A 23,495-nucleotide genomic window follows, 5' to 3' on the forward strand; every position below is an offset into this window, starting at 1 on the left:
AATCGGTACATCTTGGGGACGGTACTGGCCCAGCCTAAGCCAAAGGCACGCACAGAACGGGGAAATGGGACGCAGTTCAAAGGGGGAACGGGTACTATTGGCCCGACTATTGAGGGGGCATGAAGGCAGCCCCCAGAACGCAGATTCCGGCACAACCCGCCGCTCCATGCCCGCTACACTCAGAGCTATGAGCCTGCTTGGACAACCCGCCCCAGACTTCACGCTGCCGTCATCGGTGGGAGACCCTGTGACCCTCAGCAGCTACCGGGGCCAAAAGCACGTGGTACTGGTGTTCTATCCGCTGGATTTCAGCCCGGTCTGCTCGATGCAACTGCCGGAATACAGCGGGCGGCAAGACGATTTTGCCGATGCCGGGGCCGTGATTCTGGGTGTGAACCGCGACAGCGTGCATGCCCACCGCGCTTGGGCCGCCGAATACGGCATAGAGGTGCCGCTGTTGGCCGATATGACGCTGACGGTGGCCCGCTTGTACGGTGTAGCCATAGACGAACGCGGCATCAGCGCCCGCGCCGTGTTTCTGATCGATAAAGAGGGCGTGGTGCGCTTTGAGCACGTCGAAAAAGCCACCGGAGACTACACGGTGCGGCCCGAAGTGGTGCTGAACCAGATCAAGGCGCTCTGACTTCGCCCGAATGACTAAAGTAATAAGTTTCATCAACCTGAAGGGCGGTGTCGCCAAGACCACCACCGCCGTGATGCTGGCCGATACGCTGGCGATCATGGGGCAAAAGCGGGTGCTGGTGCTTGACCTAGACCCGCAGACCAACGCGACGCTGGCCCTGATCGGGGAAGAACGCTGGCTGGCTGCCGACGACGCGGGGCAAACGCTGGCGCAGCTGTTTTTGGATCAGGTGAACGGCACGTCCGTCTTCAATCCGGCCCGCGCCGTGATTCGGGGGGCCAGCAACCTGAACCGCATCTCCCACGAAATGATGGATCAATTGCCTGACGGCCTGCAATACGGGCGCGTGGATCTGCTGCCCAGTTCTATTCGCCTCATTGATGTGCAAGACCGGATGCAGGACATCAGCACCCGCAGCCACTACTCGGTCAGTCCGATGAAGGTGGTCAGGAAATTCGTCGCGCCGCTGTTTTCGGCCTACGATTACGTGCTGATCGACTGCCCGCCCAATCTGGGCTTCGTGACCCTGAACGGGCTGGAAGTCAGCGACCATTACCTGATTCCCACCATTCCAGACCGGATGAGTACCTACGGCGTGCCGCAAATCGTGAACCGGGTGGCCGATGTGAAGGTCAAACGGGGGCTGAAGATCAGCTGTCTAGGCGTGATTATTACCAAGTACCAGAGCAACAGCAGCACGCAAAAGCGCGGCCTGGAGCGCCTGCCCGCCGACCTAGAAACTGCCTTCGCACCGCACGGGGAACCCACGCCGCCCATCCTCAATACCCGCCTGCCGCAAACCAACGCGCTGGCTGAAGCCGTGATTTATGAACGCAAAGTCGCCAACTACCGCGACAAGTACGGCACCAGTCCGGTGGGCGGGCAAGCGGCCTACAAGTACGGCCCCGACTTGGCCGACGAAATCGAGGATCTGCTGCGGTTCAACGACTTACAAGACAGCTTGGATCTGGCCCTGACCCCTCCTATCGCCAAGTCTTGAACCGCGCCATTCCTGAGACGAAACTAAGATGATTCCTTGAGAGTGTGCGGAGACGTTTTCCCGGTGGCCCCTCACCCCGCTGCTGGCACAGCGCTCCTCTCCCGCAGGTGGAGAGGGCAACACCAACATGGACGGAACTCTTTTAATCCCATAGGGCTACACGTTCCCGAGTGAACGAGGGCTGCCCGTCGAAATGGCCCCCAGTCTGTACACGACTGGGGGCCATTGTCTATTCTCCGCTGTTTTTTATTCCCCGCTCTCCCCTTCCTCGATCCTGATTTCCGTCCACGCAGCGGGCAACGACAAGCGCAGGAGGCCGTCTGCGTAGTTGTGACTGGCCGCGCCTTGCACGCTCTGCACCGACTTCAGGCCGATCAGGTGTAGGGTTTCACGCTGCTCGAAACCCTGCAGGTCGCCCCGGCTTTCGCGCCGGATAGTGAGGCTCTGGCCTTCGCGCTCGCCCACGATGCGGGTCAGGCGCGAAGGGGCGTCGGCGGGGCCGCTTCCGGCGTCCTCGTAGAGTTGGCCCACGAAGCCGTCAGCGCCCGCAAAGGCCAGCCACGAGAGACGCGGCCACTGGGCGGCGGTGGTGTGTGGGGCCGCGTCGGTATACGGGACGGCATGGCCCGCCTTCAGGTACAGCGGCAACACGGTCAGGGGGGCGTCGGCCACCGTGTACGTGCCGCCCGCGTGAACCGGGCCAAATTCGGCCAGATTGAACACTTCGGCCCACTCGCTGCCCGCAGGCAGATACACGAGGCGGCGCGTGTGAGCGGCCCGCAACACAGGCGCAACCAGCAGCCCTTCGCCCAGCAGATACTGGGTGTCCTCGCGCAGGGCGTCGGGGTCGGCAGCGTGGTGCAGGACCAGCGGGCGCATCACTGGTAAGGCGCTGCGGGTGGCCTCGTGCGCCAGCGTGTACAGGTGCGGCAGCAGTTGCATCCGCAGATGCAGGGCCGTGCGAATGGCGTTCAGGAAGGGTTCGCCAAAGCGCCAAGGTTCCTGATCGGCGGTGCCGCTGGCCGCGTGGTTGCGTAAAAAGGGATAGCCCACCGCCACCTGATACCAGCGGGCCATCAGTTCTCCGGTGGTATCGCCCGCAAAGCCCGCCACATCGGCAGCGGCGTAGGGAATCCCACTGAGGCCGAGGCCCCCAATCATGGGCAAACTGAGCGCGAGGTGGCTCCACGTGGCGGTGTTGTCGCCTGTCCAGACGGTAGCGTGGCGCTGAATCCCGGCGTATCCAGCGCGAGTCAAAATCCACGGGCGCAGGTGCGGGCTGAACTGGGTATATCCGGCGCGGGACGCCTCGCTCATGCCGTTGGCGTAGGCGTTATGAACCTCGATGTGGGGGCGGTTGCCGTGCCGGGCGTCATAGGGCAGGGTTTTGCCTTCCGTGACTCGCGGCTGCTTCAGCGAAAAGCAGGCGGGTTCGTTCATGTCGTTCCACTGCCCTGAAATGCCCAACTCGGCAAACAGTTTGTGACGGCTGCCCCACCACGCCACCACCTCTGGCCGCGTGAAATCGGGGAACACGGCGGGATCGGGCCAGACTTCGCCCACCAAGACATCGCCGCGTGCCGTGCGTACCAGATGGTCTCCGGCCAACGCCTCGTCGTACACGTCGTAACCGGGTTCGGCCTTCACACCCGGATCGACGATGGGTACCAGATGCACGCCCTGTTCCAGCATCTCGCCCACCAGCGCCTTCATATCGGGGAAGCGGTGGCGGTCTACCGTCCAGACCTTGTAGGCATCCATGTAATCGATGTCCACGTAGAGGGCGTCTAGAGGCAAATCACGCTCGCGGTAGCCTGCGACTATGGCCCGCAGTTCGTCGGCGGTTTTGTAGCCCCAGCGACTCTGGGCGGCTCCGAGCGCCCACAGCGGCGGCAGAGGCGCGTATCCGGTCAGGTCGGCGTAGCGGCGCAGCACATCGGCGGGGCGCGGGCCTGCCAGCACGTAGACATCCAGTTCCGGCCCCGCCGAAGCGAAGGTGAGCGCGTCGGGACGCCTGCGGGCCACATCGGCCTCCATGCGCCAAGGCTCGTCGACAAAGACGCCGTGCGCCAGCCCCGCCGTGTCTACAACCGTGGTAAACGGCACCGACACATACAGCGGATCGGTGTCGGTGTGGTGCGGAAAACAGTCGGTATTCCAGAACGTGAGGTGCATCCCGCGCTTGTCGATGGGGCCGACGCGCTCGCCAAAGCCCAAATAGGCCGAACCGTGTGGGGCATCCAGCGTCAGGCGGGTGCGCTGCAAGTCGAACACTTCAGCGTCTAGGGCGTCGCGGGCGTTGGGCACTTCTCCAGACCAGAGGGCCGCCTGAGCCAGCACGCGGCCAGTCTGCGGATCGCCGTCCAGCACCATCCACGCTCCGGTTTCGCGGTTCAGCAGGCAGGTCAGGCCGCCGCCCTGAATGACCAGTTCCGCGCCTGCTTCCCGCACCTGCACGGCTTCGGGGGCTGCCGCGTCGGGCCGGAGGGCAAACGAGGGCTTGGGCGGCAGCTTGGGAAAGGTGTAGGTGCCCGCCCGCGCTTCAGGGGCCAAGCGCAGCCGCAGCACACCGGGCAGAGGCACGCTGATCAGCACGACATCGGTGTCTCCCCAGACGCGAACGGTTGAACCTTCGGCGGCAAAATGATCGAGTCTCATGCTAGGAGGTAGGGTAGCGCGTGGGTGGGGTGGCAGGGTTGGAAGGCAAACCCTCCCGTTGCTGGCGCAACGCCCCCCCTTAGAGGGGAGGACTCAACATCTTTTGCGCTCCCCTCAAGGGGGGCTGGCTGCGAAGCAGACTGGGGGGTTCACATTCGGGTCAGAGAAACAACTTCACCTTGCAACGCCAACTCGATCTTCACACATACCCCCTCCAAGTTCCCAAGCACGTCTGCGTTTGTAAACCGCACCACCCGGATTCCTGCCGCCTCAAGCTGCCGGGTGCGCTCGGCGTCATAGGCTTGTGCTGCCGCACCATCATGCGTTTGGCCGTCCAACTCTAAACACAGCCGGGCAGAGGGTGAGTAGAAATCCAAGATGTAACCCATCACCGGGACTTGCCGCCGAAACCGTGCAGGATGCCCGCGCAAGAAATTCAGCCATAAGCGGCGTTCAGCAGGCGTGGGCTGTTGGCGGCCTTCTCGCGCCCGCTGTATAAGTGCTGCGGAGTAGATGACTCGCATAGCAGAAGTGTAGAGGGAGTGGAGGTGGAAGGCGCACCCCCCCGTTGCTGACGCAACGCACCCCCTTAGAGGTGGGGACTAAAAGCAGTTGCGCTCCCCTTGAGGGGGGCTGGCTGCGAAGCAGACTGGGGGGTTCGCCTTCCACCTTTTCCACAATGGGACACTTCACCACCCCGCCCCGCGATACCCTGAGTCCATGAAGTGGCTTCGTGACCAGCACCTCGCGCCCATTGTGGAAAAGGTGGACGCGGGCGAGCGGCTGTCGTTTGATGAAGGCCTGCGGCTTTACCACACCCGCGACCTGAACGCCCTGATGCGTCTCGCCAACACCCGGCGTGAGCAGATGCACGGCGACAAAACCTATTTCGTGCATTCCATGCGGCTGGAATTTACCAACATCTGCTACGTGGGCTGCACCTTTTGCGCCTTTGCCGCGCACAAAACCGAGGAACGGGCGTGGGACTACTCGCCCGAACAGGTGGTGGAGCAGGTGCGGCGGCGTTACCTGCCCGGCATCACCGAACTGCACATGAGCAGCGGCCACCACCCCAACCACAAGTGGGAATACTACCCGGCGATGGTGCGCCAACTGCGCGAGTCGTTTCCAGAGTTGCAGGTGAAGGCGTTCACGGCGGCAGAAATCGAGCACCTCAGCAAAATTGGCAAGCGGCCCACGCTGGACGTGCTGCGCGAATTGCAGGCCGCAGGACTGGCCGCCATGCCGGGGGGCGGGGCGGAAATCTTCGCAGACCGCGTGCGCCTGCAAGTCGCCAAAAACAAGGTGAAGGCCGACAAGTGGCTGCAAATTCACCGCGAGGCCCACACCTTGGGCATGCGAACCAACGCGACCATGCTCTACGGCCACATCGAGACGCTGGAAGAACGGCTGGATCACATGCACCGCCTGCGCGAATTGCAGACAGAAACGGGCGGCTTCCACGCCTTCATTCCGCTGGCCTTCCAGCCGTTGGGCAACACGTTGGCGCAGAATTTGGGCAAAACCGACTTCACCACGGGCTTGGACGACTTGCGAAATCTGGCCGTCGCCCGCATCTACCTCGACAATTTCCCACACATCAAGGGCTACTGGGTCATGATCGGGTCTGAGTTGACGCAGGTCAGCCTCGACTGGGGCGTGTCGGACATCGACGGCACGATTCAGGAAGAACACATTGCCCACGCTGCGGGCGCAACCAGCCCGATGGCGCTCAGTCAGGCCGGAATGGTACGCATGATTCAGCACGCGGGCCGCACTCCGGTACTGCGCGACGCCTACTACAACGAGCTGGAAGTCTTTCCGAAAGTGGGACAGAACCCAGAGGCCGCCGATTAATAGACCGCGCCTATACCGTCCGGGCCAGTTGGGGTACTGGGGCTGGGGACTCTTGCTGCTGCCTGTACTCACGGACTTTGTGCTGGGGCAACTCGTGGCCGTCGGCCTCCCTGAAAGCTGGCTGGCGGGCTTGGCGGCCCTGCGCTGGGTGTGGCTGCTCACTTGTCTTGGCCTGATTCTGGCCGACTTGATTTGGAAGCGAGACCGTCCCTATGCCGCCGCTTGAACAACCTTCATCAGCCCTAGACGCCGTGTTGCATCTGGACGATCTCTGGAACGCGGCCTACCATCACCGCGACCCGGAGCGCATGGCGCGCGTGCTGGCCGACGACTGGATGGCCTTTTTCCCAGATGGGCAAGTGGTGTTCCGGGCCGACCTGTTGCGCGAGATGGTAAACAATCCGGCGGCGGCCTTGGTCTTCGAGCGCCACGCCTCGCGGGTGTACGGCGACGCGGCGATTACGCGGGGCACGCTGTACGCAGGCGGCGAGCGGGTGCAGAGTTTCCTGCGCGTATACGCCAAGAGGGGTGGAGAATGGCAAGCGGTGAGTGTGCAGGTGGTGCCGTGAAAACTCGCTGGACTCGCTTCGCTCGTGGTCTAAGGGTCAAAGGGTCTGAGGGACTAGAAAACCCAACGGCCCAGCACCTTAGACCCTTGGACTTTTCGACCCTTAGACCTGCGTGGGGGCCAAGATGACCTACCGAGCGGGCTGGATTCACTTCACCAACGTTGCGCCGATTCTGGATTCGTTGCAGTTGCCGCCCGGCGTGAGCGCCATTACGGGCGTGCCCACCGAGATGAACGCCGCGCTGCTGGACGGGCGTGTGGACGTGGCAAATATCAGCGTAGTGGAATTTATCCGCAACGCCGACAAGCTCGAAGCCCTGCCCGATTTTTCGGTAAGCGTGCTGGGGCCGGTGTATTCGGTAAATTTGTTTCATACCGCGCCGCTGCATGCCCTAAAGCGAATTGCCCTGACCAGCCAGAGTGCGACCAGTGTGGCCCTGCTGGAAGTGGTGCTGAAGGAGCGTGGGCTAAAGCCTGTGTTGGAGGGGGCCGAGGGCACACCCGAAACGCTGCTGGCGGCGGGCTTCGACGGCGTGCTGAGAATTGGCGACAGCGCCCTGCGCGAGTGGTACGCGGCGGTTGGCCCCCTGACGCCCGAAACCACCATGACCGCCCTGCCGCACACCGGACGGGCGGGCGGGCAAGCCGTCCACGTCACCGATTTGGCCGAAGAATGGTTTGCCATCACCGGACACCCGTTCGTGTTTGCGGTGTGGGCCTACCGCAAAGGCTATCCGCCCCCACCCGACTTGGTGCAGGCCATGCGCGAGGCGCGGCGCGAGGGGCTGGGACACTTGGCAGAAGTGGCCCGCCGACACGCCCAACAACTGGGGTTGCCCGAACGGGTGGTGCAGCATTACCTCTGGAACTTCCGCTATCACCTAGAGGAACCCGACCGCTTAGGCCTCACCGAATTTGCCCTGAAGGCGGTGCCGGGGCATGCGCCGCTGCAATTTGGGCCGAAGCCGGGTAAGCGGGAAGTGGAACGAACCCTGTAAACAAGGCTCGCCCTTCCACGCTGGCTCTGATGACCCCAATCACACCCCGTTCCCTGTACCCTAAAGCCATGACCCTCCCCCGCACCCCCGGCCCGATGGGAGCCGAGTTGGCAGGCGCTCTGGCCGCAGCCGTAGAGGCCGAAAACCGCGTGAACGACGTGCTGTGCGGCCACCTGACCCCCGAAATGATGGACGCACAGACGCCGGGGGGCGGCATGACAGTCGCCCAGCACTTGGCGCATATGGCCGGATCGACCAAATTCTGGTTGGCACAGCTGGATGGAGACGCGGCCCAGCCCCTGCCCGTGCTGTATGACGAAACCAAAACCGACGCCTTCGTGGCCCAAGGTGACCCGGCGCGGGCCGCCGCCGTGATGCGCGAAGTCTGGACGATGACGCTACACACGGCAACGGCGGCCACCAGCCCCGGCAATCTGCCGCACCCCTCGCCCGCTCAGTTTGTGCTGCATATGCTGGGGCACACGGCCTACCACCGGGGCCAAATTGCGTTGGCGCTGAAGGTGGGCGGCTTTCCCTTGCCCGACGCAAACCGGATGTGGGGGCCTCTGCGGGGCGACGCATGACGAGCGAACCGGAAGTGGGCTTCAAAAACCGCGTGCTGGCACTGGTGGCCCGCATTCCCGAAGGCCGCGTGATGACCTACGGACAACTGGCGATGCTGGCCGGGAATCCGGGGGCGGCGCGTCAGGCGGGGTTCGTGCTGAATTCGCTTGTCGGCGGCTCCGAGTTGCCTTGGCAGCGCGTCATCAATGCACAGGGCCGCGTGAGTACGCACAAAGTCGGCTTTGGCGATATGCAGGAAGGCTTGCTGGTGGCCGAGGGCGTGGTGCTGGACGCCTCTGGCCGCTGCGACCTGAGCAAAGTGCAGTGGTGGCCCGAAGAACAGAAAGACGCCCCGCCTGAAAGTCTGTTTTAAGAGAAAGTTAAGCAAAAGACACAATTCGACTGAAACTCTCTTCAAACCCTTGCAAGGCATGAAGGGAATGCCCGGTTGAAGTGACAGAACGGGCGCAAATCCGGCCCTATGCTGACAGCATGAGCAGCCTAAACCGCACAGGACAGAAAGGCAGAGGAAACAACCGAACGAGGTGGATCGCAGGCGACGTGCTGTCTTGGGCCTTGGGCGTTACGCTGGGCGTGCTGTTGGGCGTTGGCCTGCTGATCGTGCTGCCGCGCACGCTGCCCAACCCCGGCGGCGCGGCGGCCCCCAGCAGTGAGGGCACCATCGTGGCCCCCACCGAAACGCCCCAGAGCGGCACCGGAACCCAGAGCGCCGCCGCCAATGCCGCGCTGGGCAACGATTCCGATACCGCCAACGAGTCTGCACAGGGCAACGTGGCCGAATCGGGCGGCACCCGCGACAGCGATGTTCAGACCACAGGCGACAACGATATGGGCATGGGCGGCGACCCGGCGTCGAGTGACTCTACCGACGCGGCGCGGGAAGCCCAGACCAACACGGACGGCGGAACGGTGGGCACAGGCAGCGGCGACGCGGGCACAAACACCACAGGCAACGCAGATTCAGGCAACACGGACGAGGCCGGGACTACGGGAAGCGGCGCGTCAGGCGAGGCCACGACCACCGAAGGCGGCAACGCGGCTTCCGCTACGGGCGGCACCACCAGAGGCGCAACCGACGCCGACGACAACGGCGCACAGACCGCCGCCGAGCAACGTGCCAACACCAACGAAGACACCAGCGACACCCAGAACCCCGACGACGAAACGGGCCAGCCCACGGGCACCACAGAGGGTACCAATCCCGACGAGGCAGCGGCCCGCAACACCGACCCAGCGGGCGATCCCAGCAATGGCCGCGCCATATTCGCCTCTAACTGCGCGGGCTGCCACGGAGCCAACGGCGGCGGCAACATCGGCCCCGCCCTGAACACCCCAGACGGCCCCAAGAGCTGGACGCTGGCCGAATTTACACTGAGCCTGCGCCAAGGCAAAACGCCAGAGCGCGAGTTGAACTCCACCATGCCCCGCTACAGCGAAACGCAATTGACCGACGAGCAGATTGCAGACCTACAGGCCTACATCAAAACGCTGAACTGAGACGCTGAAACGCCAGCCGTCGCCCGCATGTTGGGGCGGCGGTTTCATTCTGCCCGTGAGCTAAAACGAAAAATCCGCCCTGCTCGGACGGTGATAAGAAAAATATAGCGCGGTATGCAGAGGAAGTCAACTCATGCAGACGGGTCTGAAAAAGTGTGTTCCAGACGGCGTTGGCTACTTTGATCAAGCCAACAGAACCCGGCCACTATGCATAGGGTTCGACGATCTGCCGAACGTTAGCTGGAAAGTCGGACACTCCCCAATCTGTACCAAAACGAAAAATCCGCCCTGCTCGGACGGTGATAAGGAAAATATAGCGTGATATGCAGAAGAAGTCAAATCATGCAGGCGGGTCTAAAAGGTTCGTCTGGCACGCGGTATTCAGCACTACATATTTTCTGGATGCCAGAGCTTTATGCAGCCGCGTTCGCCCACATTTACCCCGTCCAAACTGCGATACACTCTTCAGTCTATGGCCCGAAGCGTTCAGCGTAACGGCGGGCAACGGCGAATCCTTCCCTGACGCGGAAGCTGATTCGACACCGAGAAGGAGCGTCCACAATGCATAAAGTAGCCGTAGTAGGCCGACCAAACGTCGGTAAGTCCAGCCTGTTCAATCGCCTGATCGGGCGGCGCGAAGCCGTCGTGGCCGATTTTCCCGGCGTGACGCGGGATGCCAAAGAAGGCCTGATGTTGTACCAGAACCACCGTATTACGCTGATCGATACGGGCGGACTCTGGAGCGGCGACGAGTGGGAAGCCGCGATCCGTGAGAAGGCCGAATGGGCGATGGAAGGCGCTCAGGCCGTCATTTTTGTGCTTGATCCCCGCGAGGGCCTGAGTGCCGCCGACTATGAAGTGGCCGACTGGCTGCGGAAACTCGGCAAGCCTGTGATTGCGATGGCGAACAAGATCGACAGTCCCAAGCATGAGGTGTACCTCTCCGAATTGTGGGCGCTGGGCTTTGGCGAACCCATTGCCGTGAGCGCCGAACACGCACGCGGGCTGGACGACCTGATGGATAGGGTCATGAGCCACCTGCCCGAAGACGACGAGGATGTCTCGGAAATCGCGCCCATCCGGATTAGCCTGATCGGGCGGCCCAACGTGGGCAAATCCAGCCTGCTGAACGCCATGACCCAGACTGAGCGGGCCATCGTGGCCGACCAACCCGGCACCACCCGCGACAGTCTGGACGTGGAATGGGATTACGGCGGGCAGCGATTCGTGCTGGTGGACACGGCGGGCATCCGCAAAAAGCCCGATACGGCCATCGAGGATTACGCGATTCAGCGGTCTCAGGCAGCCATTGCCCGCAGCGACCTGATCTGGTTGGTGGTGAATGCGGGCGATCTGGGCGACCACGAGCTAAAGCTGGCGAATTTGGCCTACGAGAGCGGCAAGCCCGTGATCGTGGTGGTCAACAAGTGGGACTTGATCCCCGATGAAGACCTGAAATTTACCGAGAAAGATTTGGCGCAAAAGCTGCACCACATCAGCTACGCGCCGCGTGTGTACACCAGCGCCATCAACGAGTACGGCATTCACGAGATGCTGGCCGAGGCCATGAAACTGCATGCCAAGTGGCAGTCGCGCATTCCGACCAGCGAACTGAACCGCTGGCTGGAAGTCTGGCAGATGCGCCAGAGCGTGCCCAACTTCCACGGCAAGAAGCTGAAGATGTACTTCATGACGCAGGTGGAAACCTCGCCGCCCACGTTCGCCATCTTCTGTAACCGCGCCGATTTCGTGACGCGCTCTTATGAAGGTTACTTGCAAAACAGAATCCGCGAAGACCTTGATCTGGCGGGCATTCCGGTACGCCTGAAGTGGAAGGAAAAGGGGCCGTACAAGCGCGAGAAGGGCGCGAACAACGACGACTAAAGCCAATTCAATACAGAACGTGGACTTGGGGGCAACCCTAGTCCACGTTTTTTGTGGCCTGCAAGACCGCCTGCACTGTTTCCTCCAGCGTGAGGCGCGTCGTATCCACCACCTTCCAGCCGTGCCGCCGGAACTCCTCCACGTCCTGACTGGCATGCAGCATCCGAATTACCGGCTCCAACGTCAGCGGGTCAAAGTGCTTGTTTTGGCGCAGGCAGTTGCGTTCTAAAATCACGTCCAACTCGGCCCACAGCAGGATTTTGGTGGGCGGCTCTGAGAGGTGGAAAGCTGCGGCGTCGGCTGGCCCCAGCACATCGTCAATGGCGACGGCAAACCCGGCACGGTGATAACTCTCAGCCGTCTGGCCCGCACTCTCCCGCGCCAAGTCGAATTGCCGCTGCGTTTCGGGCGTGAATTCGGGGACGGGGTGCGCTATGCCGGACACGACCCATTCCCGTAGATCGTCTACAGGCAGATGCAGGCCGAACGGAAACTGCCCCATCAGCGCCCGGCAGAGACTGGTTTTTCCGGTTCCGGGGACGCCTGTGATGATGAACAGCGACATGCTTACTCGGCGCTGTCCTTGTCCTGCATGGCGACCCAATCTTCGTAGGCCAGCGCGGGCAAGAGCGCAAAGCTGCCGACGAACAAAGTGGCGAGGGCGGCAGGCACACGCACGGGAGTTTTGCCGTTCAGCACGAGGTACAGCGCTCCCAGCGTACTCACCGCGCCGATGTCCATAAACATGATCCGGGCAAAGGAACTCTGCTTCAGCGTGGCGCGTGTGCCGAGTTCGCCGCTGCGCTTGCGGCCCATTACGGCAGTCAGCACCAGCATCGCAAACAGGCTGCCGTACAGTTTCAGGCGCTCTGGGCCAGGGCGGCGGTATTTTTCGGCGGCACTGACCGTATCGTTGAATAACATGGCTGAGCCTACCCGCTTTTGCTGTGGCCTGCCCAGATCGGCTCACCCAGATCAGTCAAGCCTCTTCCATCAACTCTGCCCCAGCAAATACTGAGAACCTACACATCCGGCTGGTCAGCACTCATTCTAGGCTAGGGTATGCAACCTTCTCCAGTTCGGCCCTCGCCCGCGCAGCACGTCATTCGCTGGATGTTGGGGGGCTTGGTGGTCTTCAGTCTCGCCGCGTGCAGCCCCGCCGGGGGCAACGACGAGGACAACGAGTCCGGCACTGTGACGGAGCAGACCCAAGAAAACGAAGCCGAAGGCGAAGATGATTAAAGCGGGCTGGGCGGCGGCGCTGACACTGCTGTTGGCCTCTGCCGAAGCCCAGACCGCGCCTGCAGTGAAGCTCACGCCGTTCGTGAGTGGCTTGGAACAGGTAACTGCCCTCACGCACGCGGGTGACGGCACCAACCGCCTGTACGCGGCGCAGCAAGACGGGCGCATTCGGGTGATTGCGGGCGGGAAAGTCCAGCCGAACCTGTTTTTAGATTTACGGCGGCGCACCAGTGCAGGCGGGGAACGGGGCTTGTTGGGGCTGGCCTTTGATCCAGCCTACAAGACTAACCGCCGCGTGTACGTGCATTACACCGACCTCAACGGCGATACGGTGCTGGCCCGCTACACCGCCTCCGCCGACTTTTCACGGGCAGACCCGGCCAGCGCCCGCACGCTGTTTACGACTAAGCAGCCCTATGCCAATCACAACGGCGGGCAGTTGGCCTTCGGCCCCGACAAGTTCCTGTATTTGGGCCTAGGCGACGGCGGAAGCGGCGGCGATCCTCTGAACAAGGGACAAGATTTGACCTCACCGCTGGGCAAAATTCTGCGATTCGACGTGCGTGGAGATACCGCCAAGCCCGCCCCCGGCAACCCGTTTGTCAGCCGCAGCGGGGCCAATCCGTACATCTGGGCGTATGGTCTGCGGAACCCCTGGCGCTTCAGCTTTGACCGCGTTTCGGGCGACCTGATCATTGCCGACGTGGGCCAGAACGAGCAGGAAGAAGTAGACCGTCAGCCCCGCGCCAGCAAGGGCGGCGAAAATTATGGCTGGAAAATCCGTGAGGGAACCGAGTGCTACGAACCGTCCAGCAACTGCACTAGCGCTGGCCTCAAGCCCCCGGTATTGGTGTATGGCCGCAATGAGGGCCAGAGCATCACGGGCGGCTACGTGTACCGGGGCAGCGCCATTCCCGCGCTGAAGGGCCAGTACGTGTTTGCCGACTTTGCCAGTGGAACCCTGTGGGCCGCCCCCGCCAGCGGCTCAGGCTGGAAAAAAGCGCAGATTGGGCGGGTGGGCAGCCCCAGCACCTTTGGCGAAGATGAAAAGGGCGAACTGTATGTGGCGGAGTACGGAACGGGGCGGATTTTGAAATTCAGTAGGTAGAAGAAACCCAATGGAATTGGCCCCGACTGTTGAAAGTCGGGGCCATTTTTCTAGGTCTACTTCACCCGCACTTGCTGTAGCCGCACGCCTGACATTTCAGGCAGCCTTCTTCGCGGATCACGGCTTTTTCCTCGCACACGGGGCAGCGTTCCCGGCTCATGCTGTCCATACCCGACACACTGACCCCCGCAGGAGATACAGACGGCAGATCGCTGCTGCCCCCAGCCAACGGCGGCAAGGCTCCGGCGTCCATGTCTTTCTGGAAGGTTTCCAGCGCCACCGCGATCAAGTCGGCTTTGCTGCCCACCAAGCGCCCGTTGTAGCTGCCGTACAGCCCACCGTTCAGGCCGCGCAGGGTTTTGATGATGGCCTGTGCGGGCACGCCGTGCTGAAGGGCAATACTGACCACGCGGCCCAAGGCTTCGCTGTCGGCGTTGGCTTCGTCGCCTGCCCGCCCGCTGATCACCATGACCTCCACGGGCTTGCCACGCAAATGGTTGACCGTGACCAGAAAGCTTCGGCGGTGGCCGCTGGTGGGATCGGTCAGCTTGACCATATCGGTGATGCCCTGTAAACGGGCGGGGCGCTCGTACACGGGGGCGGTAGAGGCGGCGGCGCGGGGGGCGGGTTGCGGCGCGGGAGCAGGAATGGGCACGCTGACGGGCTCGGCCTTCAGGCTCTCGCCCATCACGTCGGCGGCCTGCACGCTGGCGGGTTGTTCTGCTTCGGCTTCTTCCGCCTTCTTTTCTTTGGTCTTGCCGGTACTCAGCACCTGAAACTGGCGCGAGCCGTCGCGGTACACGGTGATGCCTTTACAGCCCGTGCGGTAGGCCTCGCTGTAGGCGTTTTGCACGTCCTGCACAGTCGCGCCGTTGGGCAGATTGATGGTTTTGCTGAGGCTGTTGGCCGCGTAGCCCTCCGCATCGAAGGCCACCTGCACCGTGCCCTGCATCCGCACATGGTCGGCGGGCGCGATGTCGTGGGCGCACACGAACACCTGCTGCAAAGCGTCGGGAATAAAGGCCAAGCCCACCACGCTGCCGTGGTTTTCGGACACCGCTTCAGTCACCTTGTCCCAGTTCCAGCCGCCCTTGCCGTCGTCCATGTTGGCGGCGGGCGGGTAGGTTTCCAGCAACTCTACGAACAGTGGGGCCAAGAGGGCGCGGTATTCACTGCCGATCTTGCGCCAGATGAACGGGCTGAACACGGGTTCGATGCCGCTGGAGACGCCCATCAGCATAGAAGTTGTACCAGTCGGGGCCACCGTCAGCACGGCCACGTTGCGCCGGGGTGCGTGCGGCATTTTGTCAGCGTTGCGGGTATACACCGGGTACACGCCGCGCTCTGCGCCGAGGCGTTCGCTTTCGGCAATAGCTTCCTCGCGCAGTGCCCCCATAATTTCGGCGATGGCCTGCCGTCCGGCGTCGTTGTCGTAGCGCAGGCCCAGCTTGATCAGGGCGTCGGCCAGGCCCATCACGCCCAGGCCAAGGCGGCGCAGGTCTTGCGAGGCCACCCGGTTGTCTTCCAGCGCGAACACGTTCACGTCCAGCACGTCATCGAGGAAGCGAACGCAGGTGCGAACATCGGCGCGGAAGGCGGGGAAATTGAAGGTGCTGCCCGTCACGTAGGCGGCCAGATTGATGGCTCCGAGGTCGCAGGGTTCTCCAACGGTGAGTGGGATTTCACCGCAAGGATTCGTACTCCGAATCTGGTAGCGCTCGCCCAAGTCTTTCAGGGCGCTGTATTCGTTCACGCGATCCGCAAAAATCAGGCCGGGTTCGCCCGTGCTCCACGCATGCTGGGCAATCTGATCCCACAGCCAGCGGGCGGGAATGCCCGTGCCGGAACCGGGGTTGTGATACACAGGCACGCCGCGTGCGCCGTCGTCTTCACGGTCTGGCAGGGTGGGCAGCGTGCCGTCATAAGCGCCCGTTTGAGGAAGCAATGTGTATTTGCCAGGCACATCCTGCGCGGCAATCGGCCACACGGCGTCGGCCTGCAAGGCGTTCCAGAACTTCTCGCCCACCAGAATCGAGATGTTGAAGGTAGAAATATCGCCCTCGGCAGCCTCACGGTCTAGGTCTTTGGCGGTCAGGAAATCCAGCACGTCAGGATGGTCTATGGAGATGGTGGCCATCCCAGCGCCACGCCGCGTTCCCCCTTGCCTCACCACCCGCAGTACCGGCGAATACACGAAACGCAGCGTATTCACTGGCCCGCTCTGCTCCGCACCCCGGTTGGCCCACTCTAAGAAGTTGTCAAAAATTTCCATCAAGAAGCTGACGGGGCCGGAAGAAGTGCCGCCCGATCCCTTGATAGGCGCACCCTCGGCCCGCATGTCCGACAGGTCGATGCGCGGCTCCAGCCCCAGCCGGGCATCCTCGGCCACCTTCCGAGCCGCGTCGGTAATGCCGCCCATATCGTCGGGCACGGTCTGCACGCCTTCGGGGAGCGCCCGCACGATCTGCACGCCGTTTTGGCGGGCCTGCACCACCAATTCGGGCGCAATGGCCTGCCCGTACACCACCCGCGTCCAGTTGCGAATCGCCACCGGTTGCTTGTCGCCGTCCGGCTGCGTGGGCGGGCGCATCAGCCCTTCTATAAAGTCGGTCACGTCGGCGTGTGCGGCACTCATGTAGGCCCAGCCGCGCACACCCGCGTCAGGGCGGCTGCCCTCGGCGCGGGGCATGTACACATCCAGATTCACGCCGTTGCCGCCGCCCACTTTGGTCACGAGCGCCAGTTTCTTGGCGACTTCCATCACGCCTTCAAAGCTGGCGGGGTCGTGGGCGGTGGCCCCCTGCACGAAGCAGTTGAGAACGTTCCCGTGCTGAGTTCCCGCCCCTGCCAACACACGCCCACCGGGACAGAATTTCTTTTCTGCCATCAGGTCAAAGTACTTCTGTGTCCACTCCTGCCGCACTTCCGGCGCTTCGGCCCCCGCCACCCAGTTGGCAATTCGCCGGAACATGCCCGCAATATCGCCGTCGCCGGGTTGCAGATACTGGCGCTTGGCGATGTGCTGGGCGTTGTCGTCGAAGGTGCTGAGGGCAGACAGGGGCAGGCTGGTCATGGTGAGGCTCCTTGATTGGGATGCGGGTCAGGTCAAATAGACAAACAGCAAAATAGACCTTTCACCGCCTCTTAGGGCCGTGCAGGTCAGACGGGTGAAGCTCGGAATCGTGGCCCAATACTACTCGCCAGAGGTATTAGACTACAACAGATTGTGTACTTCTGACTCTTTAGATACAAGATGCGGCCCCAATCCAAAAACGGGCTGGGGCCGCAGGAGCCGGAAAAATGGCCTTTTCTCTTTACGGTGAAGTGGTCAGAGGGATCTAGACATCCAGCCGGATCAGGAAGCGGCCACACGAGGGGCACTTGACGGGGGGCAACTTGCCCAACGCCGCCTTTTGCTGCACGTTCACAGGCAAATTCACGTTACAGCCGGTGCAGCGTCCGCCCGAGATTTCTACGACGCCCAGACCCTTTTTGGCCTTGCGAATCATGTCGTATTCCTTGACGGTGCGGGCGTCAAGGTTGGCGACCAGTTCGGCGCGTTCGGCGCGTGCGCCTTCGCCCTGATCGCGCAGGGTCTGCACCCGCGCCTCATCTTCGGTTTCCAGTGCGCCGAGGCTGGGGCGCAGGGCGCGGTGTTCGGCCCGCAGTGCGGCGGCCTTTTCGGCCAACTCGCGCTGCTGCTCGCGCAGGGGCAACAGGTCTTCTTCCATCTCCTCGGCCCGCTCGCCCAACATCTGAATACGGCTGCCGTACTGAGACTGGGCGCGGGCGTCGAAGGCGTTCTTTTCCTGCTCGTCTTTGGCGCGGGCGATCTGCTCACGGGTTCCGGCGAGGTCTAGCTCCTGCTGGCGCACTTTTTTGTCGGTGGCCTCTAGGGTAATTTCGGTGTCTTCGAGGAGGTTGTTCAGGCGTTCTTGCTCGGCGCGGGCGCTCCGGAGGGCTTCAGGAATGTTGCCTTCCTCGGCACGCAGGCGGTCTAAGTCCAGATCAAGATGCTGAACGCGGTGCAGGCGTGAAAGGGATCCGGTATCGCTCATCAGGGCCAGTCTACCCCCGAAGTAGGCCCCTACCCCCGCCGCCGCCGAAAAGCCTCTTGACCCAAATAGGGTATTTATGCCGTCCAGAACGGCCCACAGCCCTGTTCGGCACGGGGCAGACAGCGCAGGCTCAGGCTTCCTTAACCGACCCGCCCGGCACACCCAGCCTCTGTGCCGAAGACGAGCTGTAGGCCAACTGGCCCCGGAGTGCGGCACAATAGGCGGCATGACCGACTCGCGCTCACCCACCTCTGCTCCCCGCCCGGACACCCGGCCCGATTTGCAACTGGTGTCGCTGCACACCGTTCGCGGCGACCCGCATACGCGGTTGGCTGGCGCACTGGCCGCACTGGAAGGTGCAGACTGGGGTCTGCTGCTGGGCGGAGACGCGGCGCTGGCGCGGCAACTGGCGGCCATGCTGGGCGGCGGAACCCTGCGCGTAGACAGCCGCCTGAGCGTGAACCGTGACGCTTTGGCCGGGGCTGGCTTGGCCGTAGCCTCGCTGGACGCCGACTGGAACGGAGCGCGGGCCGTCTGGCTGATGGAACCCGACGCCCGCACCCTAGAACGGGCGGCGCGGGCAGGCGTGCGCGTGATCGTGGACGCCACACTGGCCCCCGGCGGCGGCTGGCCCACACGCGGGGCCGATCTGGTGGTGTACCGCGACGGCGTGACCCTGACCGGACACAGTGACGGCACGCTGGCCGCCGTGTTCGGCACGGGCCGCGCCCCCACCGCCGCCGCGCCCGCCCCCGCCGACCTCACGGTGGCCCTGGCCCTGCGTGACGTGGCGACCCTGCCTCTCCGGTTGGCCCGCGCTGCCCGCACCACCCTGCAACTGGCCGAGCGACTGGGCGGCACCGCGCTGGAAGCTGGCCCTACTGCCCTGCTGCTGGCCCCCGACGCCGCCGCCGACACCTTCTCGGCCCCCGGTGGGGTCATGGCCGCCGCCCGCAGCGTGCCCGCCGGGGTGCTGCTGACGCCCGGATTGCAAGACCTGAACGCGGTGCTGGCCCTCCTCAGAACAGAAACCGAGCAACCCGGCAAACCTTCACCCCGAGTTGACGAGCAGTGGAACGCCCCAGAGGACAGGAATCCCGCACCTGTTGCCGCCCAACCGGAAGCCCGTGAGCCAGAGCCTCAAGACGCGTCTCAGGGTGAACCGGGCCAACGCGACTCGGAGCAGCGAACCTTTGGACAACGGGACGGGCAGCGAGAGGGGCAGCAAGGCGGCCAACGCCGGGGCAGACAAGACGGCAGGCGCGACGATGGACGCCGAGGCGAGCGCACCGGCCGATTCGAGCGCCCCCGGACGGATCAGCCGCGTGCCGATCAGCCCAGACCTGACCAAGCCCGTGCTGATCAGGCCCGCCCCGAGAGCGGCGCACCGCCCGAACGCTTCACCTTCGACGCGCCTGATAACGGTGAGACCGACACCCAAACGGAAGCGGCCCCCAACCAAACTGCTCAGGCCGCCGCGCCCGCCGTTGCCCCCGTTCTCCACGCGCCGGAACCCACCTTCGCTGTGCCTTCTCCCGCGCACGATGAGGTCTGGGAGCCGGAAATCGTGTTCAGCGACACGCCCAACCCCGACGCGCTGACCGACGCCGTGCATAGGCAGTCTGAAAAAGACCGGGGCGAAGACTTGCCCGAAGAAGATGCCGTGCAGGCCGCGCCGGAAGCCGGGGCCGAGGCGAGCGTTGCAGAGGCGGAGGGTGCAGACGCAGACTCCTCGGCAGACTCCTTTGCCGAGGCGCTGGCCCAGTACGAGCAGACAGAAGCCGGGAAGACTCAGTTGGAACAGGTGGAGGCGCAGGCTGCCGCACCCACCATTCTCGCGCCCGATCTGCCGCCCACGCCGCCCGCTGCCGCACAGGCCGAAGGAGCCGAGCGCCCCGACCCCACCGCCGACCTGACGCCCGAACAGGCCGCCATCTATGCTCGCCTGCGCGACTGGCGCAACGCCGAAGCCAAGCGCCAAGACATGAGCCGCTTTATTATTGCCAGCAACGCCACCATCGCCGAAATCGCCCGCCGTGTGCCCTACACCGCCGCCGACCTGAAAGCCGTGCGCGGCATGGGGCCAGAGCGGCTCCGCAAGTACGGAGAGAAGATTCTGGAAGTGGTTCGGGGGTAAACCGCTCGGTGGAATAGGGAGAGGACAGGGCGACCTTTGGAGTCCCGCCCTCTCCCCCACCGCTCCTCTACACTTTCCCCATGACCACCGTCCGAATCGCCGCTGCCGCCTACCCCATCGACTTTTTGCCCGATTGGGCGGCTTACGAGGCCAAGATTTCGGCGTGGGTGGCGGACGCTGCGGGGCAAGGGGCAAGCGTGCTGGTGTTTCCGGAATACGCGGCGCTGGAATTGGTGGCGCTGCTGCCCCCCGACCTTCACCACGACGTGATTGGGATGCGGCCCGCGCTGCAAGCCCTGTTGCCCCAGTTTTTGGCCCTGCATTCCGGGTTGGCGCGGCAACACGGCGTCGGTCTGGTGGCGGGCAGCCTGCCTGTAGCGTACGGGCAAGGCTTCGTCAACCGGGCCTACGTGTTTGGGCCAGATGGAACCCACAGCCACCAAGACAAGTTGATGATGACCCGCTTCGAGGCCGAGGAGTGGCACATTTCGCCGGGGTCAGGGCTGCGCGTGTTCGAGCTGGGCGGCGTGCGCTACGGCATCGTCATCTGCTACGACTCCGAATTCCCGCAGATGTCGCGCCAACTGGCCGAAGCTGGGGCCGAAGTGCTGTTGGTGCCGTCGTTTACCGGGGCGCGGCGCGGCTATACGCGGGTGCGGGTAGGCAGCATGGCGCGGGCGCTGGAAAATCAGGTGTACGCCGTCCACGCGCCCCTGATCGCAGACGCCCACTGGACTTATGCCGTAGAGGAAGCGGTGGGCATGGCTAGGATTTATACCCCTTCCGACGATGGCCTCCCCGAAGACGGCGTGTTGGCGCAGGGCGGCTGGAACGAACCCGGCTGGCTGGTGGCTGACCTCGACCTGAGCCTGACCCGGCATGTGCGGGCAGACGGCCACGTGCTGAACTGGCGTGACCGGGTGGCCGCCGCCGAGCACGTGACGCCCGCAGAGGTTGTGAATCTGGATGGGGTCAGGGCATGACTACGCCCCTCACCATTCGCGCCCTCACCGTTGCCGACGCCCCTGCTTACCGCGCCGTGCGCTTGGCAAGCCTTCAGAATGACCCCGCCGCGTTCATCACCACCGCCGCCGAATTCGCCGCCCGATCCTTGCCTGATGTGGCCGAACGCCTTGCCCCGACAGACTTGGCCGTGACCTTCGGCGCATTTGCAGAAGCCGACTTGGTGGGCCTGCTGACGGTGGCCCGCGAATCCAGACCCAGCTTGATTCACCGCGCCAACGTATTCGGCGTGTCGGTGCTGCCCGCCGCACGAGGCCGGGGTGCGGGTGCGGCGTTGTTGGATGCTGGCTTGGCCCAGATTCGCACTTGGTCAGGCGTGACAGTAGTGCTGCTAGGCGTGACCGAAACCCAGCACGCCGCCCGAAGATTGTACGAGCGGCACGGGTTTACGGTGTGGGGCACGCAACCGGAAGCTGTGCAGGGCGCAGGCGGGGAACGATTGGCCGAGCATCATATGCTGCTGCGGGTGTAGTTGAGCTTGAGGGCGGTCTAAGGGTCTGGGGTCTGAGGGTCTCAGGCAAGGGCGGGAAGGCAATCGCTCGCGCTCATTCACCCCCTCTACTGCGTAGCTCTGCGAGTCCCAGCCTCCCCCCTCAAGAGTGAGGAGCTAAAACCACGACACCGCCACCCCAGATCGTCGCCGCCAATTCCATGTGAGGCCGTCGTGCGTGCAACGCGCGGGCCAATTCCATATCCAAGACGACTGGCAATTCCGCTTCAAGTGAGCGATTGAGCCGAGTGTGGACGCGACAAGATCAATCCTGCCTAGTGCAACGTTAGCTCCCCTGACCCCTTTGGGGGCGGGGGCTGGGGGGTGGGGGAGTCCAACGTAGAAAAATTCCTGAAACCCCGTGCAACACCAGCTAAAGCTAAGGCAACACCCCACCTCAGCCATTTCGCCCATGCCCCTCCCCCGCCCCGCCCGCTACTCTGCCCCATGTCCAACCTGACCACGCCCACCACACCGCCCGTGTTTATCCGCCCGCCCCGCCTCGTGCCGGGTTCGCGGGTGGCGGCCCTCAGTCTGTCCAGCGGCTTTGTGACCGAAGTGATGGCCCGCTACCGCGCAGGCGTGCGGCAAGTGGCCGAGAGCCTCAGCTGGGACATCGTGCCCGCGCCCAATGCCCTGCGTGGCCCCGACTATTTGGACGCCCACCCCGAAGCCCGCGCCGACGACCTGCACTGGGCGCTGGAAAACCCGGAGATTCACGGCATGGTCAGCATCATTGGCGGCGACGACAGCATTCGGCTGCTGCCCTACCTGAAGCCGGGTCTGATTCGCGCCCACCCCAAGGCGTTTCTGGGCTACAGCGATTCCACCTTTACGCTGATGCAGTTTGCGCGGGCGGGCGTCATGGCCTATCACGGCCCCGCGCTGCTCACCGATCTGGCCGAAAACGGCGGTATTCATGCCTTTACGCTGGAGGGCTTGCGGCGGGCACTGGTGCTGGATGAACCCTTTGACCTGACGCCCGCCCCCGAATGGACGCAAGGCGGAGAGGACTGGGAAGATGAGGCCTCGCAACATATTCGCCGTCCCTTTGCACCCGGTGACGGCTGGGAATGGTTGCAGGGCCAAGCACCCGCCGAGGGGCACGTGCTGGGCGGCTGCCTAGAGGTGCTGGACATGCTGAACGGCACTCCCGGTTGGCCTGCCCCCAATCTGTGGCACGGCGCGGTGCTGGCCCTAGAAACCAGCAACGATGTGCCGCCGCCCGCGCAAGTCGGCTACTGGCTCCGCAATTTTGCCGCGCAGGGCATCCTGTCCGGGGCCACTGGCCTGATCCTTGCCCGCCCACGCGACTACACGCCCGACATGACCGCCAGCCTGTACCGCTGGGTACGCCGCGTACTGGCCGAGGCAGGCCGCGCCGATCTGCCCGTCGTCGCCAACGTAGATTTTGGGCATACCAGCCCTCAATTGACTCTGCCGATAGGCGCGAGAGTCAGGCTCGATCCGGCAGCGGGACGGGTGACGGTGACGTCGTAAAACTGGATTTGGGAGGCAGTCTAAGGGTCTAGGGTCTGAGGGTCTAAGGAAGGGCGGGAAGGCAATCGCTGACACTCACTTCCCCCCTCCCGCTGCTTTGCAGCGCCCTCCCCCGCAAGGGGAGAGGGACGAAAGAGGCCCGCAGCGTCCCCGCCCCATCCGTGTGAGGCCGTCGTCCACGCAGTGGGCGGGCCAATTCCAATGTCAAGACGATTGGCAATTCCGTTTCAAATGAACAAGAAAGCCG

At 63.6% G+C, this 23,495-nt stretch carries 22 protein-coding genes; 16 read left to right on the top strand and 6 right to left on the bottom strand.

What is annotated here, in order from left to right; genetic code table 11:
• Positions 1-187 precede the first annotated feature (187 nt).
• Positions 188-643: a redoxin domain-containing protein gene (locus SU48_RS13620; RefSeq protein WP_064015712.1), complete on the top strand. Its 456-nt coding sequence runs from the start codon at positions 188-190 to the stop codon at positions 641-643.
• 10 nt (positions 644-653) lie between these two features.
• Positions 654-1,643: a ParA family protein gene (locus SU48_RS13625; RefSeq protein ID WP_064015713.1), complete on the top strand. Its 990-nt coding sequence runs from the start codon at positions 654-656 to the stop codon at positions 1,641-1,643.
• Positions 1,644-1,889: 246 nt separating this feature from the next.
• Here the strand turns inward: SU48_RS13625 and SU48_RS13630 are convergent, their stop codons facing one another.
• Positions 1,890-4,301 carry a glycoside hydrolase family 31 protein gene (locus SU48_RS13630; RefSeq protein ID WP_064015714.1) on the bottom strand — a complete coding sequence of 804 codons (2,412 nt, stop codon included), beginning with the start codon at positions 4,299-4,301 and terminating at the stop codon, positions 1,890-1,892.
• A 149-nt stretch (positions 4,302-4,450) separates the two neighbouring features.
• On the bottom strand, positions 4,451-4,825 hold the full coding sequence (locus SU48_RS13635) for an endonuclease domain-containing protein (protein ID WP_064015715.1): 375 nt from the start codon (positions 4,823-4,825) through the stop codon (positions 4,451-4,453).
• Between the two features lie 196 nt (positions 4,826-5,021).
• Between SU48_RS13635 and mqnE the strand changes: the two genes are divergently transcribed.
• From mqnE to der, 8 genes are all read left to right on the top strand, one after another.
• On the top strand, positions 5,022-6,158 hold the full coding sequence (gene mqnE, locus SU48_RS13640; RefSeq protein ID WP_064015716.1) for an aminofutalosine synthase MqnE: 1,137 nt from the start codon (positions 5,022-5,024) through the stop codon (positions 6,156-6,158).
• 52 nt (positions 6,159-6,210) lie between these two features.
• On the top strand, positions 6,211-6,384 hold the full coding sequence (locus tag SU48_RS13645; protein WP_157451179.1) for a hypothetical protein: 174 nt from the start codon (positions 6,211-6,213) through the stop codon (positions 6,382-6,384).
• The gene (locus SU48_RS13650; RefSeq protein WP_064015718.1) at positions 6,371-6,727 is read left to right on the top strand and encodes a nuclear transport factor 2 family protein; all 357 of its coding nucleotides are present in this window, start codon (positions 6,371-6,373) and stop codon (positions 6,725-6,727) included. The genes SU48_RS13645 and SU48_RS13650 overlap by 14 nt, the downstream gene beginning before the upstream one ends.
• Positions 6,728-6,851: 124 nt before the next feature.
• Positions 6,852-7,724, top strand: a complete 873-nt coding sequence (locus SU48_RS13655) for a menaquinone biosynthetic enzyme MqnA/MqnD family protein (RefSeq protein WP_064016070.1) — start codon at positions 6,852-6,854, stop codon at positions 7,722-7,724.
• Positions 7,725-7,792: 68 nt separating this feature from the next.
• Positions 7,793-8,308 carry a DinB family protein gene (locus SU48_RS13660; protein WP_231881642.1) on the top strand — a complete coding sequence of 172 codons (516 nt, stop codon included), beginning with the start codon at positions 7,793-7,795 and terminating at the stop codon, positions 8,306-8,308.
• Positions 8,305-8,661 (top strand): MGMT family protein, encoded by a 357-nt coding sequence (locus SU48_RS13665; RefSeq protein ID WP_064015719.1) that lies wholly within the window; start codon positions 8,305-8,307, stop codon positions 8,659-8,661. Before SU48_RS13660 ends, SU48_RS13665 begins: the two co-directional genes overlap by 4 nt.
• 119 nt (positions 8,662-8,780) lie before the next feature.
• Positions 8,781-9,806 carry a c-type cytochrome gene (locus tag SU48_RS13670; protein WP_064015720.1) on the top strand — a complete coding sequence of 342 codons (1,026 nt, stop codon included), beginning with the start codon at positions 8,781-8,783 and terminating at the stop codon, positions 9,804-9,806.
• Positions 9,807-10,367: 561 nt separating this feature from the next.
• A complete protein-coding gene (gene der / locus SU48_RS13675) occupies positions 10,368-11,690 on the top strand; it encodes a ribosome biogenesis GTPase Der (RefSeq protein ID WP_064015721.1) in 1,323 nt (440 codons plus the stop codon).
• Between the two features lie 37 nt (positions 11,691-11,727).
• Here the strand turns inward: der and SU48_RS13680 are convergent, their stop codons facing one another.
• Both SU48_RS13680 and SU48_RS13685 read right to left on the bottom strand, forming a co-directional pair.
• The gene (locus SU48_RS13680; RefSeq protein WP_064015722.1) at positions 11,728-12,255 is read right to left on the bottom strand and encodes an AAA family ATPase; all 528 of its coding nucleotides are present in this window, start codon (positions 12,253-12,255) and stop codon (positions 11,728-11,730) included.
• Positions 12,256-12,257: 2 nt separating this feature from the next.
• The gene (locus SU48_RS13685) at positions 12,258-12,614 is read right to left on the bottom strand and encodes a hypothetical protein (RefSeq protein WP_064015723.1); all 357 of its coding nucleotides are present in this window, start codon (positions 12,612-12,614) and stop codon (positions 12,258-12,260) included.
• 138 nt (positions 12,615-12,752) lie between these two features.
• Here SU48_RS13685 and SU48_RS13690 point away from each other — a divergent pair, with 138 nt between their 5' ends.
• Both SU48_RS13690 and SU48_RS13695 read left to right on the top strand, forming a co-directional pair.
• On the top strand, positions 12,753-12,932 hold the full coding sequence (locus SU48_RS13690) for a hypothetical protein (protein WP_064015724.1): 180 nt from the start codon (positions 12,753-12,755) through the stop codon (positions 12,930-12,932).
• Entirely contained in the window at positions 12,925-14,040 is a 1,116-nt protein-coding gene (locus SU48_RS13695) for a PQQ-dependent sugar dehydrogenase (RefSeq protein ID WP_064015725.1), read from the top strand. Before SU48_RS13690 ends, SU48_RS13695 begins: the two co-directional genes overlap by 8 nt.
• A gap of 61 nt (positions 14,041-14,101) precedes the next feature.
• Here the strand turns inward: SU48_RS13695 and SU48_RS13700 are convergent, their stop codons facing one another.
• Both SU48_RS13700 and SU48_RS13705 read right to left on the bottom strand, forming a co-directional pair.
• Positions 14,102-17,113 carry an adenosylcobalamin-dependent ribonucleoside-diphosphate reductase gene (locus SU48_RS13700; protein ID WP_064015726.1) on the bottom strand — a complete coding sequence of 1,004 codons (3,012 nt, stop codon included), beginning with the start codon at positions 17,111-17,113 and terminating at the stop codon, positions 14,102-14,104.
• A gap of 265 nt (positions 17,114-17,378) precedes the next feature.
• Positions 17,379-18,098 carry a zinc ribbon domain-containing protein gene (locus SU48_RS13705; RefSeq protein ID WP_064015727.1) on the bottom strand — a complete coding sequence of 240 codons (720 nt, stop codon included), beginning with the start codon at positions 18,096-18,098 and terminating at the stop codon, positions 17,379-17,381.
• A 226-nt stretch (positions 18,099-18,324) separates the two neighbouring features.
• Between SU48_RS13705 and SU48_RS13710 the strand changes: the two genes are divergently transcribed.
• From SU48_RS13710 to SU48_RS13725, 4 genes are all read left to right on the top strand, one after another.
• Positions 18,325-20,235 carry an HRDC domain-containing protein gene (locus SU48_RS13710; protein ID WP_064015728.1) on the top strand — a complete coding sequence of 637 codons (1,911 nt, stop codon included), beginning with the start codon at positions 18,325-18,327 and terminating at the stop codon, positions 20,233-20,235.
• Positions 20,236-20,315: 80 nt separating this feature from the next.
• Complete coding sequence (locus tag SU48_RS13715; RefSeq protein ID WP_064015729.1) at positions 20,316-21,218, top strand: carbon-nitrogen hydrolase family protein; 903 nt, start codon at positions 20,316-20,318, stop codon at positions 21,216-21,218.
• The gene (locus tag SU48_RS13720) at positions 21,215-21,730 is read left to right on the top strand and encodes a GNAT family N-acetyltransferase (protein WP_064015730.1); all 516 of its coding nucleotides are present in this window, start codon (positions 21,215-21,217) and stop codon (positions 21,728-21,730) included. The genes SU48_RS13715 and SU48_RS13720 overlap by 4 nt, the downstream gene beginning before the upstream one ends.
• Positions 21,731-22,195: 465 nt before the next feature.
• Positions 22,196-23,248, top strand: coding sequence for a S66 family peptidase (locus SU48_RS13725; protein ID WP_064015731.1), 1,053 nt, complete (start codon positions 22,196-22,198; stop codon positions 23,246-23,248).
• Positions 23,249-23,495 lie beyond the last annotated feature (247 nt).

The organism is Deinococcus puniceus (assembly GCF_001644565.1).
GTDB lineage: Bacteria > Deinococcota > Deinococci > Deinococcales > Deinococcaceae > Deinococcus > Deinococcus puniceus.

Excerpts from the sequence above, each read along its gene's own strand:
- SU48_RS13620 (WP_064015712.1), top strand. The coding sequence starts at position 188 with ATGAGCCTGCTTGGACAACCCGCCCCAGACTTCACGCTGCCGTCATCG.
- SU48_RS13625 (WP_064015713.1), top strand. The coding sequence starts at position 654 with ATGACTAAAGTAATAAGTTTCATCAACCTGAAGGGCGGTGTCGCCAAG.
- SU48_RS13630 (WP_064015714.1), bottom strand. The coding sequence starts at position 4,301 with ATGAGACTCGATCATTTTGCCGCCGAAGGTTCAACCGTTCGCGTCTGG.
- SU48_RS13635 (WP_064015715.1), bottom strand. The coding sequence starts at position 4,825 with ATGCGAGTCATCTACTCCGCAGCACTTATACAGCGGGCGCGAGAAGGC.
- mqnE (WP_064015716.1), top strand. The coding sequence starts at position 5,022 with ATGAAGTGGCTTCGTGACCAGCACCTCGCGCCCATTGTGGAAAAGGTG.
- SU48_RS13650 (WP_064015718.1), top strand. The coding sequence starts at position 6,371 with ATGCCGCCGCTTGAACAACCTTCATCAGCCCTAGACGCCGTGTTGCAT.
- SU48_RS13655 (WP_064016070.1), top strand. The coding sequence starts at position 6,852 with ATGACCTACCGAGCGGGCTGGATTCACTTCACCAACGTTGCGCCGATT.
- SU48_RS13660 (WP_231881642.1), top strand. The coding sequence starts at position 7,793 with ATGACCCTCCCCCGCACCCCCGGCCCGATGGGAGCCGAGTTGGCAGGC.
- SU48_RS13665 (WP_064015719.1), top strand. The coding sequence starts at position 8,305 with ATGACGAGCGAACCGGAAGTGGGCTTCAAAAACCGCGTGCTGGCACTG.
- SU48_RS13670 (WP_064015720.1), top strand. The coding sequence starts at position 8,781 with ATGAGCAGCCTAAACCGCACAGGACAGAAAGGCAGAGGAAACAACCGA.
- der (WP_064015721.1), top strand. The coding sequence starts at position 10,368 with ATGCATAAAGTAGCCGTAGTAGGCCGACCAAACGTCGGTAAGTCCAGC.
- SU48_RS13680 (WP_064015722.1), bottom strand. The coding sequence starts at position 12,255 with ATGTCGCTGTTCATCATCACAGGCGTCCCCGGAACCGGAAAAACCAGT.
- SU48_RS13685 (WP_064015723.1), bottom strand. The coding sequence starts at position 12,614 with ATGTTATTCAACGATACGGTCAGTGCCGCCGAAAAATACCGCCGCCCT.
- SU48_RS13690 (WP_064015724.1), top strand. The coding sequence starts at position 12,753 with ATGCAACCTTCTCCAGTTCGGCCCTCGCCCGCGCAGCACGTCATTCGC.
- SU48_RS13695 (WP_064015725.1), top strand. The coding sequence starts at position 12,925 with ATGATTAAAGCGGGCTGGGCGGCGGCGCTGACACTGCTGTTGGCCTCT.
- SU48_RS13700 (WP_064015726.1), bottom strand. The coding sequence starts at position 17,113 with ATGACCAGCCTGCCCCTGTCTGCCCTCAGCACCTTCGACGACAACGCC.
- SU48_RS13705 (WP_064015727.1), bottom strand. The coding sequence starts at position 18,098 with ATGAGCGATACCGGATCCCTTTCACGCCTGCACCGCGTTCAGCATCTT.
- SU48_RS13710 (WP_064015728.1), top strand. The coding sequence starts at position 18,325 with ATGACCGACTCGCGCTCACCCACCTCTGCTCCCCGCCCGGACACCCGG.
- SU48_RS13715 (WP_064015729.1), top strand. The coding sequence starts at position 20,316 with ATGACCACCGTCCGAATCGCCGCTGCCGCCTACCCCATCGACTTTTTG.
- SU48_RS13720 (WP_064015730.1), top strand. The coding sequence starts at position 21,215 with ATGACTACGCCCCTCACCATTCGCGCCCTCACCGTTGCCGACGCCCCT.
- SU48_RS13725 (WP_064015731.1), top strand. The coding sequence starts at position 22,196 with ATGTCCAACCTGACCACGCCCACCACACCGCCCGTGTTTATCCGCCCG.